Source organism: Streptococcus infantis, assembly GCF_047464615.1.
Taxonomy (GTDB): Bacteria; Bacillota; Bacilli; order Lactobacillales; family Streptococcaceae; genus Streptococcus; species Streptococcus infantis_Y.
In genome coordinates, this window is record NZ_JASHBO010000007.1 from 19,017 (window position 1) to 37,570 (window position 18,554).

Annotated in this window: 17 protein-coding genes; 1 reads left to right on the forward strand and 16 read right to left on the reverse strand. The window is 40.7% G+C overall.

Annotated elements, in window-relative coordinates:
• Window positions 1-92: 92 nt before the first annotated feature.
• From QM450_RS05095 to QM450_RS05110, 4 genes are all read right to left on the reverse strand, one after another.
• Window positions 93-1,292: a phosphoglycerate kinase gene (locus QM450_RS05095; protein WP_001096781.1), complete on the reverse strand. Its 1,200-nt coding sequence runs from the start codon at window positions 1,290-1,292 to the stop codon at window positions 93-95.
• A gap of 309 nt (window positions 1,293-1,601) precedes the next feature.
• Window positions 1,602-2,285: a hypothetical protein gene (locus QM450_RS05100; protein WP_414319879.1), complete on the reverse strand. Its 684-nt coding sequence runs from the start codon at window positions 2,283-2,285 to the stop codon at window positions 1,602-1,604.
• A 385-nt stretch (window positions 2,286-2,670) separates the two neighbouring features.
• Complete coding sequence (locus tag QM450_RS05105; protein ID WP_414319880.1) at window positions 2,671-3,210, reverse strand: hypothetical protein; 540 nt, start codon at window positions 3,208-3,210, stop codon at window positions 2,671-2,673.
• Window positions 3,211-3,513: 303 nt separating this feature from the next.
• Window positions 3,514-8,769 (reverse strand): endo-beta-N-acetylglucosaminidase, encoded by a 5,256-nt coding sequence (locus QM450_RS05110; protein WP_414319881.1) that lies wholly within the window; start codon window positions 8,767-8,769, stop codon window positions 3,514-3,516.
• Window positions 8,770-9,071: 302 nt separating this feature from the next.
• Here QM450_RS05110 and QM450_RS05115 point away from each other — a divergent pair, with 302 nt between their 5' ends.
• On the forward strand, window positions 9,072-10,703 hold the full coding sequence (locus tag QM450_RS05115; protein WP_414319882.1) for a Na/Pi cotransporter family protein: 1,632 nt from the start codon (window positions 9,072-9,074) through the stop codon (window positions 10,701-10,703).
• A 134-nt stretch (window positions 10,704-10,837) separates the two neighbouring features.
• Here QM450_RS05115 and QM450_RS05120 read toward each other — a convergent pair whose 3' ends face one another.
• From QM450_RS05120 to QM450_RS05175, 12 genes are all read right to left on the reverse strand, one after another.
• Window positions 10,838-11,134, reverse strand: a complete 297-nt coding sequence (locus QM450_RS05120; RefSeq protein ID WP_049510283.1) for an enterocin immunity protein — start codon at window positions 11,132-11,134, stop codon at window positions 10,838-10,840.
• A 24-nt stretch (window positions 11,135-11,158) separates the two neighbouring features.
• The gene (pepA, locus tag QM450_RS05125; RefSeq protein WP_000209210.1) at window positions 11,159-12,223 is read right to left on the reverse strand and encodes a glutamyl aminopeptidase; all 1,065 of its coding nucleotides are present in this window, start codon (window positions 12,221-12,223) and stop codon (window positions 11,159-11,161) included.
• A 103-nt stretch (window positions 12,224-12,326) separates the two neighbouring features.
• A complete protein-coding gene (gene yidD, locus QM450_RS05130; RefSeq protein ID WP_049510280.1) occupies window positions 12,327-12,581 on the reverse strand; it encodes a membrane protein insertion efficiency factor YidD in 255 nt (84 codons plus the stop codon).
• The gene (locus QM450_RS05135) at window positions 12,581-13,306 is read right to left on the reverse strand and encodes a pseudouridine synthase (protein WP_016466836.1); all 726 of its coding nucleotides are present in this window, start codon (window positions 13,304-13,306) and stop codon (window positions 12,581-12,583) included. The genes yidD and QM450_RS05135 overlap by 1 nt, the downstream gene beginning before the upstream one ends.
• Entirely contained in the window at window positions 13,293-13,862 is a 570-nt protein-coding gene (scpB, locus tag QM450_RS05140; RefSeq protein WP_414319883.1) for an SMC-Scp complex subunit ScpB, read from the reverse strand. The genes QM450_RS05135 and scpB overlap by 14 nt, the downstream gene beginning before the upstream one ends.
• 12 nt (window positions 13,863-13,874) lie before the next feature.
• Window positions 13,875-14,609: a segregation/condensation protein A gene (locus tag QM450_RS05145; protein WP_414319884.1), complete on the reverse strand. Its 735-nt coding sequence runs from the start codon at window positions 14,607-14,609 to the stop codon at window positions 13,875-13,877.
• Entirely contained in the window at window positions 14,609-15,343 is a 735-nt protein-coding gene (gene xerD, locus QM450_RS05150; protein WP_414319885.1) for a site-specific tyrosine recombinase XerD, read from the reverse strand. Before xerD ends, QM450_RS05145 begins: the two co-directional genes overlap by 1 nt.
• Entirely contained in the window at window positions 15,340-15,801 is a 462-nt protein-coding gene (gene cbpB, locus QM450_RS05155) for a cyclic-di-AMP-binding protein CbpB (protein WP_303404129.1), read from the reverse strand. The genes xerD and cbpB overlap by 4 nt, the downstream gene beginning before the upstream one ends.
• Window positions 15,798-16,319 (reverse strand): metallophosphoesterase, encoded by a 522-nt coding sequence (locus tag QM450_RS05160; RefSeq protein WP_004251713.1) that lies wholly within the window; start codon window positions 16,317-16,319, stop codon window positions 15,798-15,800. Before QM450_RS05160 ends, cbpB begins: the two co-directional genes overlap by 4 nt.
• On the reverse strand, window positions 16,295-17,305 hold the full coding sequence (locus tag QM450_RS05165; protein WP_414319886.1) for a nucleoside-triphosphate diphosphatase: 1,011 nt from the start codon (window positions 17,303-17,305) through the stop codon (window positions 16,295-16,297). The genes QM450_RS05160 and QM450_RS05165 overlap by 25 nt, the downstream gene beginning before the upstream one ends.
• Window positions 17,263-18,057, reverse strand: a complete 795-nt coding sequence (gene racE / locus QM450_RS05170) for a glutamate racemase (RefSeq protein WP_414319887.1) — start codon at window positions 18,055-18,057, stop codon at window positions 17,263-17,265. The genes QM450_RS05165 and racE overlap by 43 nt, the downstream gene beginning before the upstream one ends.
• A 207-nt stretch (window positions 18,058-18,264) precedes the next feature.
• Window positions 18,265-18,513, reverse strand: a complete 249-nt coding sequence (locus QM450_RS05175; RefSeq protein WP_414319888.1) for a YneF family protein — start codon at window positions 18,511-18,513, stop codon at window positions 18,265-18,267.
• Window positions 18,514-18,554 lie beyond the last annotated feature (41 nt).

Below are 18,554 nucleotides of genomic sequence, written 5' to 3' on the forward strand. Positions count from 1 at the left end.
TTTTTTGGATTCTGTCCAATTATCCCTCAGTACTCTTTAACTTTAAAAGAGCGCAAAAAAAGGAGAACCTGAGTCCTCCTTTTTCTATATTCTTATTTTTCAGTCAATGCTGCAAGTCCTGGAAGAACTTTACCTTCGAGAAGTTCCATTGAAGCTCCACCACCAGTAGAGATCCATGAGAACTTGTCTGCACGTCCAAGGTTGATAGCTGCGGCAGCTGAGTCACCACCACCGATGATTGATTTAACGCCTGGTTGTTTAACGATAGCGTCCATGACACCGATTGTACCAGCTTGGAAGTCAGGGTTTTCAAATACACCCATTGGTCCATTCCATACAACTGTTTTAGCACCAGTCAAAGCTTCGTCAAATTTAGCGATAGATTTTGGACCGATATCCAAACCAAGGAATCCTGGGTCTACTGCTTCACCTTCAGTGTCTTTCACTTCAGTGTAGTCAGCAAATGCATTAGCTTCTTTTGAGTCAACTGGCAAGATCAATTTGCCGTTTGCTTTTTCAAGAAGAGCTTTCGCAACATCCAATTTGTCTTCTTCTACAAGTGAGTTACCGATTTCGATACCTTGTGCTTTGTAGAATGTGTAAGTCATACCACCACCGATAAGAACTTTATCAGCTTTTTCAAGCAAGTTTTCGATAACACCGATCTTGTCTGAAACTTTTGAACCACCAAGGATAGCTACGAATGGACGTTCTGGAGCTTCAACAGCTTCTTGGATGTATGCAATTTCGTTTTCAAGAAGGAATCCAGCAACTGCTTTTTCAACGTTTGCTGAGATACCAACGTTAGATGCGTGTGCACGGTGAGCTGTACCGAATGCATCGTTTACGAAGATACCATCTCCAAGTGATGCCCAGTATTTACCAAGTTCAGGATCGTTTTTAGATTCTTTCTTACCGTCAACATCTTCAAAACGAGTGTTTTCAACCAAAAGAACTTGCCCATCTTCAAGAGCGTTGATAGCTGCTTCCAATTCAGCACCACGAGTTACACCTGGAAGGAAAGTAACTTCTTGACCCAATTTAGCAGCCAAGTCAGCAGCTACAGGAGCAAGTGATTTACCAGCTTTGTCTGCTTCTTCTTTTACACGTCCAAGGTGAGAGAAAAGAATCGCACGTCCACCTTGTTCAAGGATGTACTTGATAGTTGGAAGAGCTGCAGTGATACGGTTGTCATTAGTAATCACGCCATCTTTTACAGGAACGTTGAAGTCAACACGAACGAGAACTTTTTTCCCTTTCAATTCAACGTCTTTAACAGTCAATTTTGCCATTTGGAAAGACTCCTTAATTTTTTTTACGTGTTAATTATATCACAAAATCAATAAAAGAGATAGCAAAACCTTAAACTTTTCCAGTTCTTTATTGTTCTTTTACCTCTGTACAAGCTTTATTCCAGTTCCGAAAATATAGTAGAAAAAGTAGAGGCTGTGATAACATTTAGAATTGTAAAATTCACTTAATCAAACTTAGTTCCTAGTTTTAAAAATATAGTTTTATCGATACAAAAGACTAGCATCTAATTCATTTTCAGACTACTTTCTTGAACTTTTAAAGAGTCGGTTCCATTCAAATTGTCTTATCTAATATTCCTTGCTCTCCCATTTCTTACTATCTCTCCTTAATTTAAAAAGATCACTTCCTTTCAATTCTATCTTCTTGTTTTCAAGTATATAGCTCTCAATATATTTTACTTCTTTATCGTTAATTTCTTTACACCTGAACCCACTCCCACCACGTGGTGATTGCTCAAACATATCAAGGATATATTTATCTTTTATTTCAATTAATTCTTTATGTTCAGTTTGTGGTTGATAACTCTCCTTTGAAGCAACAATAGTAAATCGTCTCTTTGGTCTACTACTTGTTTTAGGATGATCATTTTTTGCCCACTCATAATGATCTTTATAAGAATATTCATCATATTTTATTGTTGAAAGTTTAACATCATTATAGTGTTCAAAAGGGTAATCAACTGCTTCCCCTGCTTTATCACTTTTTTCCCAGTAGCTGATCTCATCAACAATAAATACTAAATCAACAAACCACCTATCCTCTGATGGATTTCCCTGTCTTGAAAACCAAAACAAGGTATCTCCCTTTTTAAGTTGAGATGCTTTAATTTGAGTAGTTTTACAAAATGTATTCAAAAATCTTTCACTCCAAACATATGGATCTTGATTCCCTTTAAAATTATCACAGTATACAATAGTATCATCAATTTTTACTTCAATTCTATTTTGATGTAACATAATATAATGGGCCATAATAGATATTCTCCAATGTCATTTTCTATTTCATAAAGAAATAAATCGCTGTGATTAGTAAATCAAACTATAAAAATATTATTATATCTAAATGATATTCTAGCTAAATTATACAATTTGCATTATTAATCGTCAATAAATATTGTGATAAAGTTTTATTAGAGTTAATGAATCAAAGCCTTTTATGATTTTTCTAGAATAAAAAAGAAATTAATTCAAATAATTCTGCTCTATTAAAACCTAACACAATTTCAGAGATTCATTTAATATTGCCATTAAATACATCTAGCAACAAAATAAGAATTTCCAAAAGCATTTATCGCATTTCTAAGAGTTCAATCACTTTTGTTCAGTTTAATTTCAAATTAAAGACTTATCCGCATCTCTAATTAAACCTGTCTTGATACTTTTTATTAAATAACCACTGCAGATTGATGAGGGGTTTACTCTGTACATCAAGTATGGGTTTAAGGGTTTCTCTAATCTCCCCTTTTATCTTTGTTTCATCAATTGTTGCAGTATCAATTTCTTTATACTCTTTATCGAGAGCCCACTCAAGCTCAAAATTCTTATCAAACTTATAGGACACATCGTTTTTATCACTGTAGCCATAATCTTCATCAAACTCACCAAAATTTGTAGGATGACCACTTGAATCGATAGAATTTTCGATAAAATTCGCTCCATCATCATCATCATAGCGAATACCTTCAATTTTCGGAGTATAAATCTCCCCCATGTTTTCAATCAACATGACTAAGTCGGGTTCTGTTCCCTCCTTATGAGGCATCCGTTGCGCATAATAGACTGAGTTAGATAGCAAATTGATAGTAGTAACAGCATACATACTCGCTCCTATAAATACTACTAAGCCAAGGCTCACTACTACAATGATTACAGCAATGACTACTTTTAACAATTTCATCTTCTTTTTCCTTTCTTATTCCCAAACCAATTCTTGATGAGAGTTACTAGAAATAACTCTATAAACAGACACAACCAAAAAATTTAAAAGCAGAACATGCAAACATTTCATTACAAGGTTTCTTATAAAATAATAAAAATCTTAACACAAACATTCTAAGAATGCAAAAAGGCAGGAGCCAAAAATGATGGTCCTTGCCTTTTAAACTATTGTTGTTTCAAACTTTCGGAAGTATTATCCAGTTTTGAATTCATCTATCATAAACATGTTTGTCCTATCAGACGGTAAATTAAGAAGTTTAAGTTAATCTTCTTTTTTCTTTTGAGCGAGTAGTCCAAAGCCACCTAGAACTCCAACCAAGCCTAAAGCAAGGAGGTTTGCATCTACTTCTGTACCTGTACTTGGAAGTTGTTTTCCTTCAAGTTTTTCAGCTTGTGCTACTTCCTGCTTAGCTGCTTGCACTACTGGAGCAGGGGCAAGAGGTTTGTCAGCTTGGGCATCCACTTTTGGTCCAATCTCAACAATCTCAGTTACAGTTTCTTTGACAAGTTCTGTACCCTTAAGACTGCGGTTGCCTTCTGCATCAACTTCTACAAGATTTCTACGAAGCCCTTCAACTCCGGCCTGAACAATTCGACGTTCTCCTGCTTGAAGACTAGGATTTACTCGTTCTTCATGGCCGTATGCAACTTTTTCTTCTTCAATCACCAATGCTGGATTGCTAATTGTCAAATCTTTGACTCCTTCTAGTGGCTGAACACGGCTTTCTACTTTGGTACCAACTTCAACAATCTCAGTTACTGGCTCTTTGACAAGTTCTGTCCTCTTAAGACTGCGGTTTCCTTCTGAATCAACCTCTACAAGATTTCTACGAAGTCCTTCCATTCCAGCTTGAACTAGACGGCGTTCACCTGCTGAAAGGTTTGCGTTTTCTCGTTCTTCATGTCCATAGGCAAGAACTTCTTCTTCCATAACCAAGCTTGGTTTTTTAACATCCAGGACTTTTGGTCCTTCTAGTGGCTGAACACGGCTTTCTACTTTGGTACCAACTTCAGTAATCTCAGTCACTGCTTCCTTGACTACCTCTGTCTGAAGAAGTGTGCGACTGCCTTTAGCATCTACCTCAATCAAGTGACGGATTTGCCCAGCCTCACCTGCTTGAACCAGACGGCGTTCACCTAGTAAAAGATCTGCTGTCGGACGCTCTTGGTGTTTGAAGGCTAGGGCTTCTTCCTTCACTTCCAATTCTGGTTTTTCGAGAACAAGATCTCCAGAACCGTCTAGCGGTTGAACACGACTTTCTACTTTGGTACCAACTTCAGTAATCTCTGCAACTGCTTCCTTGACTACCTCTGTCTGAAGAAGAGTACGGTTGCCTTTGGCATCCACTTCAATCAAATGACGGATTTGTCCTTCTGCACCAGCCTGAACGACTCGACGTTCACCCAACAAGAGGTCTCCTGACGGACGTTCTTGACGCTCGAAAGCTTGAGTTTCTGTTTCAATCACTAACTCAGGTAGAGCTTCAACTGTTGGAGCCACTTCATCTTCTAAGCTACCCACATGATGGCTTTCTTCTGCAGGAACTAGTTTCTTATTCAGCTTTTCTTTCATGTCCGCAAAGGCTTCTGGAGTTGGCGTTTGTGAAGACAACAAAGCTTCAGCTTCCGCAATCAACTCAGATTGAGGATCTTTTTCAAGGACAGATTCGAGCAAGCTTTCCAATTCTTCTCTAGCAGTTTGATAACGTTGATTGCCATCCAAGTCAGTACCAGCTTTTTTCAAGTCATTCAAGGCTTGGTTGACTGCTTCTTGACTAGCATCATGATTTTCTAAGATCGCTTTCGCTGTATTAATCTTCTCAACTAGAGCTGCTTGTTTTGCTGCATCAGCAAATGTATAAGCTAATGTTTCTTTGCGTCCTTGGGCAGATGTGATTTCTTGTTTCAGGTATTCGTCGTTGACAGCCGCTTTAGGTGATACTAGAACATCAAACTCGACAGTTTGTCCTTGATAGTGCAACTGAAGTTTTTGACGGCCTGTTTTTTGAGCATCATAGCCTGTAATTTCGACTCCTTGGTCTGTAAAGTTATGTTCAGTCTCCGTTTCATCATCATACAAGACCTTGAAACGTCCTTCTGATAAGTCAAGAGTATCGCCTACAAAGTAATCAATTTTCGGTTGCTTGCTAATATACAAGGCTGCGACTTCTTTGGGACCAGCTTCTTCACCGGTCACTTGAACCTTAAAGCTACCTGCAACCGGAAGACCAAGATAGGCTACTGTCAACTCTTGTTCGCCATGATGGTGAGCATCGTAGCCATTAACAGTAACTCCTGCATGACTAAGGTTGATGACTTCGTCTGCTTCTTCACCCTCATATTTAACACGGAGAAGACCACCTTTGAGATTCAATTCCTCACCAACTTGGTAACTTGTCTTTTTAGGTGCCACTTCTAGACTGACAGCCTTAATCTTTCTCTCATCCTGAGGAATCGTTACAGCAAGAGTATTACTGATTTCTTTACCTGGCAATTGTGTACGATAGTAAAGAAGGCTCGGACGTTTTTCAAAGCTCAATGGATCTGTCGCCAAATCTCCTCCAACTGCTGTATTTAAGGTAGCGATTGGAGTTTGTGAATCTGCCTTGTCATAAACTGTAATTGTTGCTCCAGCAGGAACTTCTGAGAATCCAAGCTGAATCTTATTGTCCGTTAGAACACGCGCCGCCACTTTAGCCATTGGAATGTTTTGGCTCTCCGTATCAAGAGCTTCATACATCTTCCAGTTGTAGATACGAATGGCTTTCCATGGTGTTCCATTGTCAGATGTGATGACGTTCAAGCGCCAGTCTTGGGCTGTAATTGGACTATCAAGGGTAATATCTGAAACATGGGCTTTATTTCCACGAACAGCTTTAGCTAGTTTCCATTCTCCAGCTTCATCCTTGTAGTAGAGGTCAAAGTCCTTCGTGTTCATCAAGCCGTCATTGACAGATTCTCCACCAGCACCGGCATGGTCCATGACCCATCTAACAACACGGCGTGGTTGTGTCAAACGAATATCAACACTACCACTCAACTGAGCAGAAGACCATTTGTCAGATAGGCTGGTGATCGTACCATTCAACATACCTTCGATACCCTCTCCACCTTCTGTGTCTGGGAAGGTACTTCCGATAACAGTCGCTCCTGGAACGATATTTTCTGCTAGTGGTCTTGGAAGACTGGTGTCTTGGACAGTCATTCCCCAGTCAAAGTTTGTAGTTGCTGCTTCAGAACGAAGACCATTCTTCCCAACTGCGACAACCTTCAACTCTTGACTAGTACCAGTTGCACTAGCTGAACGGGTAACTTTTGGTAGGTAGATAGTAGTGGCAGATGAGCCTGTCAATAGACGCCAAGCATCGCCATCCTTCTCATAAACTTCATAGAAGTCAGCATCTTTGTTACCTGTAAATTGGACAATAGCTTCCGCTTCTTGGGCATTTTTGAGAGATTGTTTTGCTACTTTAAGAGCTGTTGGTGCTTGAGGAGCCTCTTGATTATCTGACACGGTCAACTCACCCAAATTGAATTGGTAATCCTTAAGGGCAGCAGTATTTTCAAAAGTGAGCTTGATGCCATAGATGGTTTTACCTGCCAAGGCACTCAAGTCAAATTCGTCTTTTGTCCAGTCGTCAGATAGAGTCAGTTCTTTACGAGCATTCTCTCCACCATAAGTATAGTTTTTCTGAGTCGCAAACTCTACATAAACCTTGCTTCCCTTACCACCTTTATGAGCAACACGAAGTTTCGTTTTATCTGTTACTTCGAGTTTTGTAGAGTAAAGACGAACATCTTGGTTGGTATTTTCAGCTAAATTACCCGCAAATTTAAGTGAGTTACCACCATTGTAGGCATCTTCAAAGTCATAATCAGCTTGGAGTTTAGCTCCTGATGATGTTTGCCACCAACGCCATGTAGGCAAGATACCTGATACAGAACGATAGTTCCATTCAGAATCCTTGGAAACTTTACCGTCCACAAACCATTTTTTGCCATGTCTTGTGTTAAAGGATGTTGTAAAGCTACGGCCTACTGCTGGTGTGCGGTCAGCTACGAGGTTGGCAATCCCGTACCAGTCCTTGTCATCTGGTTTTTGACCAGTTGGATCTCCTTGGTAACCTGTGAAGAAGATATTTTCATTCTTATGATAGTCTTCACCTGTTTTCCCAAGACTCGTGATAGTATCTGGAGCAAAAAGTCCAAGTGATAAGCGAAGTTTGCCATTCTCATCAAAAAGAGCATCCCATTTCACTTTTGTCTTGTAAGAACCACCTTGTTGCAATTCCAAACCTGCAAAAACATCATACTGACTGCATTCTAGCCATTTGGCCATAGCTACAGAATAGTCATTTTTCTCTTTAGTCCAGTTAAAGTTTGCAAAGAAGTGATCTGCAGGAACCTTGTCCCCTTCTTTTTGCATGAATGGGTAGTTGTATTCACCAAGTCCATCTTCGTGATAACGACCATATTCATAGGTCATGGCATCGTACCAAGAATACTTGACAGGATGGTTGACTTTAGCAGCATATTCCTTGGTATAGAGCATGAAGTCACGCATTTTCTTACCAAGGGGCGTTACGATATCACCTGTTGTTTCTTGGTTGATAAAGTAGCCGTCAAATCCATAGTATTTAGCCAAATCAACCAACTTACGAGCGATAGGGAAAGTACCGTCTTCGTCTTGTTGAAGGGCTGCAGCAAATTTTTCTTGGTCTGCAATACTGTTAGACCAGTTAAAGAACAAAGTTCCTAATACAGGAACACCATTACGGTGACCAGCATCAATCACGTCTGGAGTTGGAACCAGCCCTTCCCAGAAGACCATTGAATTCAAGTATTGCCAGTAGTCAAAAGCATAGGCTTTAAACTCTTCACCACCTACAGAAGCGTGGTCTTTAGCCTTAGAGTTAGTGTTAGCAAGGGCTTCAACCTTGGCATCCTTATTGGCTTTTTCGTTGACTACATGTCCACGATAGCGCTTGGCTAGTTCTACTGAAGATCGGTTAATAATATCGTCTTCACGGGCACCTGGTTCCCATTTCAACAAATCTTCCCATGTGTCAAACTTAATTTCTTTTGGTCGAAGACTTTTTTCTTCTTTCTTAGGAATATCAGAGACAGTAGCTTTTTCTTCTGGCTTATTTTCTGTAGTTGCAGGCGCTTCTTCAGCCTTAGGAGTTTCAGCTGATAGACTAGCTACTTCCTTATCAGTTGCAGTCAATCGATCCAAGGTCGGTTTCTCTTCTGAAACAGGTTGATCACTTGCCTTATCTTCAGTTGCTTCCAACTCCTTCAACACTTCTGGTGCTGGTGTAGTTGTTTCTGCTGGAGTAGCGGTTGATGGCTGTTCTGAAGCTACTGCTGTAGTTGTTGCCCCGTTTTCTGGAACTACTGACTCTTCAGCTAAAGCTGGACCAGCAAACAGAACTGAACCAATCATCAATGAGCAGGCACCCACTGACAATTTTCGAATACTATAGCGACAATGTTTCTCAAAAAATGGATTCTTCATCTTTTTCTCCTTTAACTTTCCAAAACGTAAGCGCTTTATTTTTATTTAAAAAAAGTATCTGCCTCTAAAATAGCAGAACTGTTCAATCTTATTTTACGATATTTATAAGTAGAGTCAACACTAGCCCCCAAAGAACTATAAAGAAGTGAAAAATTAATATAAATTAGACAATCACCAATCTTTTTTCGAATAAAATCAACATTTTTCTCGAAAAAAGGGCATTTACTACTTGTTAGATTTACTTTTATCCTTTAAAATAGAATGGGAGAAATTCCGCGATTATTTTTCGGAGGAAAAAGAAAATGTCCATTAATTGGCAGGAAATTATTTTTCACTTTTTAGGTGGTCTGGGACTGTTTTTGTATAGTATCAAGACCATGGGAGACGGTTTGCAACAAGCTGCTGGAGACCGCCTTCGTTATTACATTGACAAATACACAAGTAATCCCTTCTTAGGGGTCTTAGTGGGGATTGTCGTCACTGCCCTCATCCAGTCAAGTACAGGTGTAACGGTTATTACGGTTGGACTGGTTAGTGCTAGTCTCCTCACCCTTAGACAGGCCATCGGGATTATCATGGGAGCCAATATTGGAACGACCGTAACGTCCTTCATCATCGGTTTCAAACTTGGTGAGTATGCCCTTCCCTTGATTTTCCTTGGAACCATGTTCTTATTTTTTACAAAAAACCGTACTGCAAATAATATTGGACGTATCCTTTTTGGTGTGGGTGGTATCTTCTACGCCCTCAACCTCATTAGTGCTGGGATGAGCCCTCTTAAAGACTTGCCTCAGTTTAAGGAATACATGATTACCTTGGGGCAAAATCCTATCTTGGGAGTTGTGGCTGGTGCTGTCATTACCGTTCTGATTCAGGCATCTTCTGCAACCATCGGGATTCTACAAGGTCTCTATGCAGGTGGATTCCTCGACCTCAAAGGGGCACTACCAGTCCTATTCGGAGATAATATCGGTACAACCTTAACGGTTATTATCGCAGCAGCCGGAGCAAATGTTTCTGCTAAACGGGTTGCAGCAACACACGTTACCTTTAACGTTTTAGGAACTATCCTCTGCTTAATCTTGTTAGGCCCATTCACTTCGATGATCGAGTACTTCCAGGCACTACTTCACCTCTCACCCGAGATGACGATTGCCTTCTCACACGGTGCCTTTAACGTAAGTAACACCATTGTACAATTCCCGTTCATCGGTGCTCTGGCTTACTTTGTTACTAAGCTAATCCCTGGTGAAGACGAAGTTGTAAAATACGAGCCTCTTTATTTGGATGAACAACTCATCAAGCAAGCTCCTTCTATCGCCCTAGGAAATGCCAAGAAAGAACTCTTGCACTTAGGAAACTATGCGGTTAAAGCATTTGACCTTTCTTACGACTACATCATCAATTCTGACGAGAAAGTAGCTGAAAAAGGACACAAGACAGAAGAAGCTATCAACACAATCGATGAGAAATTAACACGTTACCTCATTAGTCTGTCTAGTGAAGCATTGAGTCAAAAAGAGAGTGAAGTCTTAACCAACATCCTTGATTCTTCTCGAGACTTGGAACGTATCGGTGACCACGCTGAAGCTTTGATTAATCTTAACGACTACTTGCAACGCAAGAATGTTCAATTCTCTAACTCAGCCCTAGAAGAGTTGGAAGATATTTATCGTCAAACAAGCGATTTCGTTAAAGATGCTCTTGAGAGTGTTGAAAACAACGACCTTGAAAAGGCTCAATCTCTTATTGAACGCCATGAAGCCATCAACAAGATGGAACGCGTCCTTCGTAAGACACACATCAAACGCCTCAACAACGGCGAATGTTCTACCCAAGCTGGTGTCAACTTTATCGACATTATTTCACACTATACTCGCGTGTCAGACCACGCTATGAACCTTGCTGAAAAAGTTTTGGCTGAACAAATTTAATACTCAATGAAAATCAAAGAGCAAACTAGGAAACTAGCCGCAGGCTGTACTTGAGTACGGCAAAGTGAAGCTGACGTGGTTTGAATTTGATTTTCGAAGAGTATAAGATAAAAAAATGCTTTGATTCGTTCGAATCAAAGCATTTTAAATAGCTCTCCAATCATAAAGGAAGAGGCAGCTGCACCCTTGTACCTAGCTTCTTCCTTTTTGATATAGCGAGCCAGATTGACTAACTCTGGCGCAGGAGTCTTGGGATTCTTAAGAAGTTCAAGTGTGACTAGCCCTGAAAGTCGGACTGCAAGCAAGCGTTCATTGGTGCTGGGCAACTGCTTAGCAGTCTCTAGAAGTGCAGCCACTAAATCTTCACTCAAGTTTTGACGGGCATGATTGTAAAGGTCCCGTATCAAGGTTTCTAGGTTTGGTTCTTCCATACCTATCACCTCCATCTTTTCTGTTTAATAGTTTTTAATCAAATCTACAGTAGAGCGATCTAATTTTTTAACCAAGGCTTGTAGGAAAGCTTGAGCTTCTAAGAAGTCATCCATGGCATAAAGTGTTTGGTGAGAGTGGATATAACGAGCGCAGACACCGATCGTTGTAGATGGAACACCACCATTTTTCAAATGAGCTGCTCCTGCATCTGTACCACCTTTTCCACAATAGTATTGGTATTTGATTCCAGCTTCTTCAGCAGTTGTCAAAAGGAAGTCCTTCATGCCTGGGAGAAGCAAGTGACCTGGATCATAGAAACGAATCAAGGTTCCATCACCAATCTTACCTTGACCACCATAAACATCACCAGCTGGTGAACAGTCAACTGCAAGAAATACTTCTGGGTCAAATTTTGTTGTAGATGCATGGGCACCACGAAGTCCAACTTCTTCTTGGACGTTAGCACCAAGATAAAGTTCATTTCCTAGTTTTTGGCCTGACAAGTTTTCAGCCAACTCACTAACCATGAGCACACCGTAACGGTTATCCCATGCTTTGGAAATGATATTTTTTTCATTAGCAGTTAGGATTGCACTACTATCTGGAACAATTGTATCTCCAGGACGGATACCAAAACTTTCAGCCTCAGCCTTATCTGCAAAACCACCGTCAAAAACGATATCTGAAATAGCTGGCATGGTTGGTCCACCTGTGCCACGAGTCAAATGTGGAGGAACTGAACCTGAAATTACTGGAATCTCACGTCCTTCACGTGTAAAGAGTTTAAAGCGTTGGCTGCTGACAACCATAGGGTTCCAACCACCAATGCTGACTACTCGGAAAGTCCCGTCTGGCTTGATTTCACTAACCATAAAACCAACTTCATCCATGTGAGAGGCTACCAAAACACGAGGTGCATTTTCAACTTCTGAGTGCTTCACCCCAAAAATACCACCCAAGCCATCAGTCACAACTTCATCCACGTGAGGTGTTAATTTTTCACGAAGATAAGCGCGAACAGGTGCTTCATGACCTGAGATAGCGGAAAGTTCTGTTACTTCTTTGATTTTAGAAAATAATGTTGTCATTTCTATCCCTTCTTTCTTTCAACCATTTTACCACTTTTTATAGGAGAAAGGTAGTGGAAATCAACATTTTACCAAGTAACTTACTCTTATAACAATAAAAGAATCACAAATGTGATCCTTCTTCTCTTGTATTTCGCTTTAATGAAAAGTAGTCTGGTACTGGATCTTTACCCGTTTCAGACCAAGGATGGCAACGTAATATCCTAGCCAAGCCCATCAAAACTCCCTTGAATCCATGCTTATCAATAGCTTGAATCATATAGTTTGAACAGCTGGGCTCAAATCTGCAAGAAGGTGGAAAGGCTGGCGAGATAAAGCGTTGGTAAAAGCGCACTGGCGCAATTAAGATTTTTTTCATTATTTATTATTGGTTACAGCCATGGTGTGTAGTTGGCTGATTTCTTTTTTATTGAGACGGCGTGATTCTCCTGGACGAAGTCCTGTCAAGTCTAGATGACCAAAACGAGTTCGAGAAAGTTTATCTACTTGGAGACCAACAGCTTCAAACATTTTTTTGACCTGGTGATTGCGTCCCTCATGGATTGTCAACTGTACAACTGAACGGTTTTTAACTGGATCTACTTTAAGAATCTCGTAAACAGCCGGCTTGGTTTTCTTACCATCAATCTCAACCCCTCGAGTCAAGGGACGAAGATTTTCTTTGTTGGCAATTCCTTTCACACGCGCAACATAGACCTTATCAATCTCATTACGAGGGTGAATCATCTCATCTGTAAAGTCCCCATCATTGGTCAAAATCAAAACTCCAGACGTATCCCAGTCCAAACGCCCCACAGGGTAAATACGCTCTTTGACATTAGGTAAGAGATCTACAACAGTCTTACGACCCTTGTCATCTGTCACACTGGAAATCACACCGCGTGGTTTATTGAGCAGATAGTAGACCTTTTCTTCGTTATAGATTGGTTGTCCTTCAACTTCAACCTTGTCGCCTGACTTGATAGTCGTTGCTAGTTCACGAACCACTTGGCCATTGACAGTTACCAAGCCTTGCTTGATCAACTCTTCTGCTTTTCTCCTACTGGCCACACCTGCGTGGGCAATATATTTATTGATTCTCATCTTCTTCTATCCTTTCACCAAATAATTGGCTTTCTTGTGCTTGAATATCAAGCTCATCAATCACGGGCAATTCTTCCAAATGATTAATACCCATGTAATCCAGGAAATAATCCGTCGTCACATAGAGATTAGGGCGTCCAAGCACCTCTTTTTTCCCACCTTCTCGTATCAAGTCAAAGGCTTGCAACTTAGCTAGCGCTCCACTTGAATTAACCCCCCGAATAGCATCAATCTCGATCCGTGTGATGGGTTGCTTGTAGGCAATGATGGACAGGGTTTCAAGGGCAGCCCGAGACAGGCTCTGATTAATGGGTGCCTTAGAGTATTCTTTCAAAATGGCTGCAAATTGAGGCTTGGTTACCAATCTGTAGGCACCACCTGTCTCAATCAAGTCTAAACTGGAATCCTGGTCTTTTTCATACTTTTGGGCTAATTTTTCTAGACTCTGCTGAATCCCAGTCGGTGGCAAAGAAAGGAGCTCAGCCAACTGGCGAATCCTAATCCCCTCTTCACCCGCTACAAACAAGAGCGCTTCTATTTCTGCTAAAGTACTCATATTTCCTCTCTATCAAGATCGACTCTGCTCTACTTGATTTTCCTCATTCTTTTTCAGGAGATAGATATCTCCAAAGCTCTCTTTTTGAATTAAGAGAATTTCTTGGGTTTTAATCAACTCCAAGGTTGCTAAAAAGAGCGTGATGACCTCTTGTAAATCCTTGGTTTCTTTAAACAAATCCTGCAAGCGCAATTGTTGACCTTCAACCAAGGCTTCTCGAACGATAACCATCATATCCTCAATCTTATACTCATCTCGTAAAATGGTTGTATGATTTTGCGAGAATTCTTCTTTTTTCTTGGAAAGCAAGTTTGAAAAGGCTAAGAAAAGATCAATCGTCGTCTTATCATGCACAAGTTCAGCATCCTCATAAATCAACTCTGTCGGCGCTTTTGAGTAATATTGAGCTCGCTCTTGGTGTTTCTCTTCCAACTGCTCTCCCAAAAGTTTAAACTTGCGGTATTCTTCGATTTGAGAAAGGAGGTCCTGCTCTAGGTCATCCTCTAGGTTTGTCACTTCTGCAACCTTTGGCAAGAGCTTGCGACTCTTGATTAGCATGAGTTGACTAGCCATGACCATGTACTCACCTGCGACTTCCAAACGCATAGCTTGTAAGGTCGAGATATAGGCAAGATATTGCTCGATAACCTCTGTAATCGGCACATCATAGATATCCATCTGGTACTTTGAAACCAAGTGTAGGAGCAAGTCCAAAGGCCCTTCAAAATCTTTTAATTTAATATCCATTATCTATATTTTTCCAAGGTCATGACTGTCTTTAATCCTAATTTTTTAGCAATTTCGTACAAGTCAACCTTTTCTTCGATTTGTCTTAATATAAACTGTTCTCTCAATCCTTGGGCAGATAAGTCTGAAAAACCTTTTTCCTTTAGAAAGGCTTCTAACTGACGAAAGGCCCATTGACGAGAATAGGACTTCCCAGCTTTTTCAAAGAGGTAGGTCTGTCCCATCAAGGGTTCTAACTCCGCAAGCAGGTTTGTAGGAAGGCTCAAGATTCTTTGTTGAGAAGCTTTATTGACTCTCAACACTTGAAAATCTAGGTTCACATCACTTGTTTTTAAGGCTAGAATTTCACTTGGTAAGAGACCCAATTCAACTATCAGTAAGGCCAACAAGCGTCCTTCTGGATAGGTACTTTCTTGCCAGAAAGAACTCAAGTCTAAAAGCTCTGACTTGACTTGTTTTTTTTCAGCCTGTTTCGGCAATTCCAAACGATAAAAGGTGCCAATCTTTCCTTTCTGGTATAAAAAGTAAAGAAATTGATTGCAGGCAGAAACTTTACGCTTTTGGGCACTGATTTTAAAATTTGATAGCTGGGCTTGGTAAATTTTTAAACTTGTCTCAGAAATTCGTTCTCCAATAAGATCTAAAAACTGCTCCAAGTCATATTTATAAGACTGTTTAGAATTACTAGATAGATTTTGCTTTTCTTCTAAAAATGTTAAAATCCATTCTCTCATTTGCTTCGAATCTCATATTCCTTACTAAAATCATGCAGGAGGGCATTGACAGCTTTGAGGATTGACTTCCGCGTGATAATCCCTTGGAAAATACCATCCTTATCAACGACTGGCAGGAAAGACTCATCCACTAACTTATGTAAAACATCCGTCAATGTATAGTTTGGATTAACTACCGCGACATCCTTCTTTGTCATGTGAACAATATCCATATCTGCCATGACTTCCTGACTCAAACCCTGCTCCATTTGATATGCAAAAATATCTCTAAGCCCTATGGTCCCAACAAATTTTTTCTCAGCAGTCACTACTGGAACTCGTGTATAAGTCATCTGGCTAAGGAGGAGAATTGCATGATCTGCATTGTGAGTATCAATGAGCACAGCCAAATTTTCAGCAGGAGTCAAAAAGGTTTCCTCTTGCTCCAGCAAAAAGAGTTCAAATTCTTTGGCAATCATCGAGCAAACTCCTTGGACAATCCTGGGTAAACCTCATGATTACGTGTCAAAAAGTCCACTTTAAAGTAGCTATCATCAATCTCCACACGGGCATAGAGACATTCTCTGATGGTTCCACGTGGTTGGCTGATAGAACCTGGATTTAGAAAGAGGGTCTTCCCTTCCATCCAAGCATTTGGTACATGTAAGTGACCATAGAGACAGATATCTGCATCTTCCTCTTGAGCCCAGAAATCTAGTTTTTGGAAATTGAAATTAATGTCAAATAAGTGTCCGTGAGTCTGGATAATCTTGGTAGGACCCAGTTGAGTCACTAAGCGTTCTGGATAATCTGAATAGAAATCCATGTTCCCTCTAACTACCTGAATTCCTTCCCAGAGCGGTGAATCAGGGCGAAGCTCCGAGTCACCATCGTGAAAAATGGCATCAACTTTCCCAAGATAGCGATCACGTATTTCTTCTACAATCAAGCTATCTCCATGGGAGTCACTCATTACAATGATGGTTTGCTTTGCCATGATGGAAATACCTCCAAAAGTTTCTTAACGGCTAAGGCACGGTGAGATTGACTATTTTTTTCTTCAAGGGTTAATTCAGCTGATGACTTGCCTGTTTCTCCTACTAGGAAAAGAGGATCATAGCCAAAACCATTTTCACCCTTAGGTTCAAAGTTAATGTAACCTGGCCAATCAGCTTCGACGACCAAGCTTTCCTTACCTGGGCTAGCAACGACCAAGGTTGTGTGAAATTGCGCTGAGCGGTCCTTGAGTTCAAAGACCATGGCTAATTCGTGCAAGAGTTTAGCATTGTTTTCTTGGTCAGTGGCTCCCACTCCTGCGAAGCGAGCCGACCAAACGCCTGGTAGACCACCAAGCACATCGACTTTGAGCCCAGAGTCATCAGCTAAAACCATCTTACCTGTTAATTGGGAAATAGTTTCTGCTTTGAGGCGGGCGTTCTCTTCAAAGGTCATTCCTGTTTCAGCTACTTCAGGTAGGTCTGGATAATCATTGAGATTTTCTACGTCATATCCAAGTTTGTCAAAGATAGCACGAAATTCTTTGGTCTTCCCTTCATTACGAGTCGCTATGAGCAAGGTTTCTCTGACTTTATTTGTCTCGAAAAAGTCTTGAACATTGACTCCTTCTTTAGGCAATTCTACATGCAGAAGTTGTCCATTTTCAACTAAGAGCAAGGCACCTTGGCGTTGAATAACTTCCAAGTTTCGGCCGGCTTCTGCATTTAAAATCTCAACGATAAAAGATAGCAAGCGGAAGTTGGAAGACCAGCGCATTACCGTAATCGTGATTGGAAAACCATTTTCCTCATCACGGAAAATGCGAGCCAAATCCATAAAATCAAGATCAAGAGGATCTTTTATGAGGCTATAAATTCCACCGTAGACGTCCCAGACACCTACATACCAGTCCTGCTCATCCTTGTATTCATAAATTTTGTTTGTCATAATGTTACATGCTCCACATGAATCTCTTTTTCTAGCCATTCGGCTCCTATCTGGGCAAAACTTTGGCTATTTGCAGTTGTATAAAAACGGTGTTGAAGGGGCGCCGCATCTCGGCTACGGTTAATCTCAAAATAATTGAGTAAGACAGAGATGTCCCGCACGCACTCTGCACCACTATCAATCAGTTTTACCTCTGGTCCCATCACGTTTTGAATAATGGGTCTGAGGAGTGGATAATGGGTACAGCCTAAAATCAAGCTATCCACTTTTCCGACTAAGGGACGCAAAGTTTCATAGACCACCTTCTTGGTCACACTGGTTGAAAGAGCCCCAGACTCCACCAAGGGAGCAAACTTGGGACAGGCCAAACTCTCCACCTGTAAGTCCGGATCCAGATCATGAATTTTCTGACGGTAGATGTCTGATTGGACCGTCATGGGCGTTCCAATCACTCCGATTTTCCCACCTTGGCTGGACTTGATGGCTGCCGAAGCTCCTGGTAAAATCACACCTAGGACGGGAATATCTAGTTGAGCCTTGATTTCTTCCCAGACAACCGCAGTCGCAGTATTACAAGCAATGACAATCATCTTGACATCCTTGGTCAAGAGAAAGTTAACCAACTGCCAAGTATATTCACGAATTTGCTCAGCAGGACGGGGCCCATAAGGTGCCCGTGCCGAATCTCCAATATAGACGATTTCTTCATGAGGAAGCTGGCGCATAAGCTCCCGTACGACGGTCAAGCCTCCAACACCCGAATCCAAAAAACCAATTGGTCGATTATCCATACAGTCTTCTTTCTAGTCTTATTTTTCTGATTGATAGTTCATTATCATTACATCTCTTCCTGAAATTTCTGACAGACTGGGTAGCTCCCGACTGTCTCCCTCTTAATCATAATCAAATATCAATAGAATGCAAGGAAAAAGTCTCATCCCTAAACCATAGCCAACATAGTGAGAAGTCTGGAACTTTCATCCCAGACTTTTCCTTATTTATTTTTTCTTTTTATTGTTAGCAAGGGCTGCTTTTTGTTGGCGGATGATTTGGTGGTAAACTTGTTGTACCTTAGCTTCGCTTGGCTTTTGACCATTTGCACTCAAAAGAGTACGAACCGCTTCAGCATTCAAACGTGGGTTGTCAGCGAATTCTTTTTCGATTTGCTTGCGCACCAAGTACATACCTCCAAGAGCTCCTCCTAGAAAAGCTAAAACAATCAAGACAATTGCTAAAATAAGATCCATAATATTTCTCCTGTTTCTTTTTGAGTCTTCTATATTATACC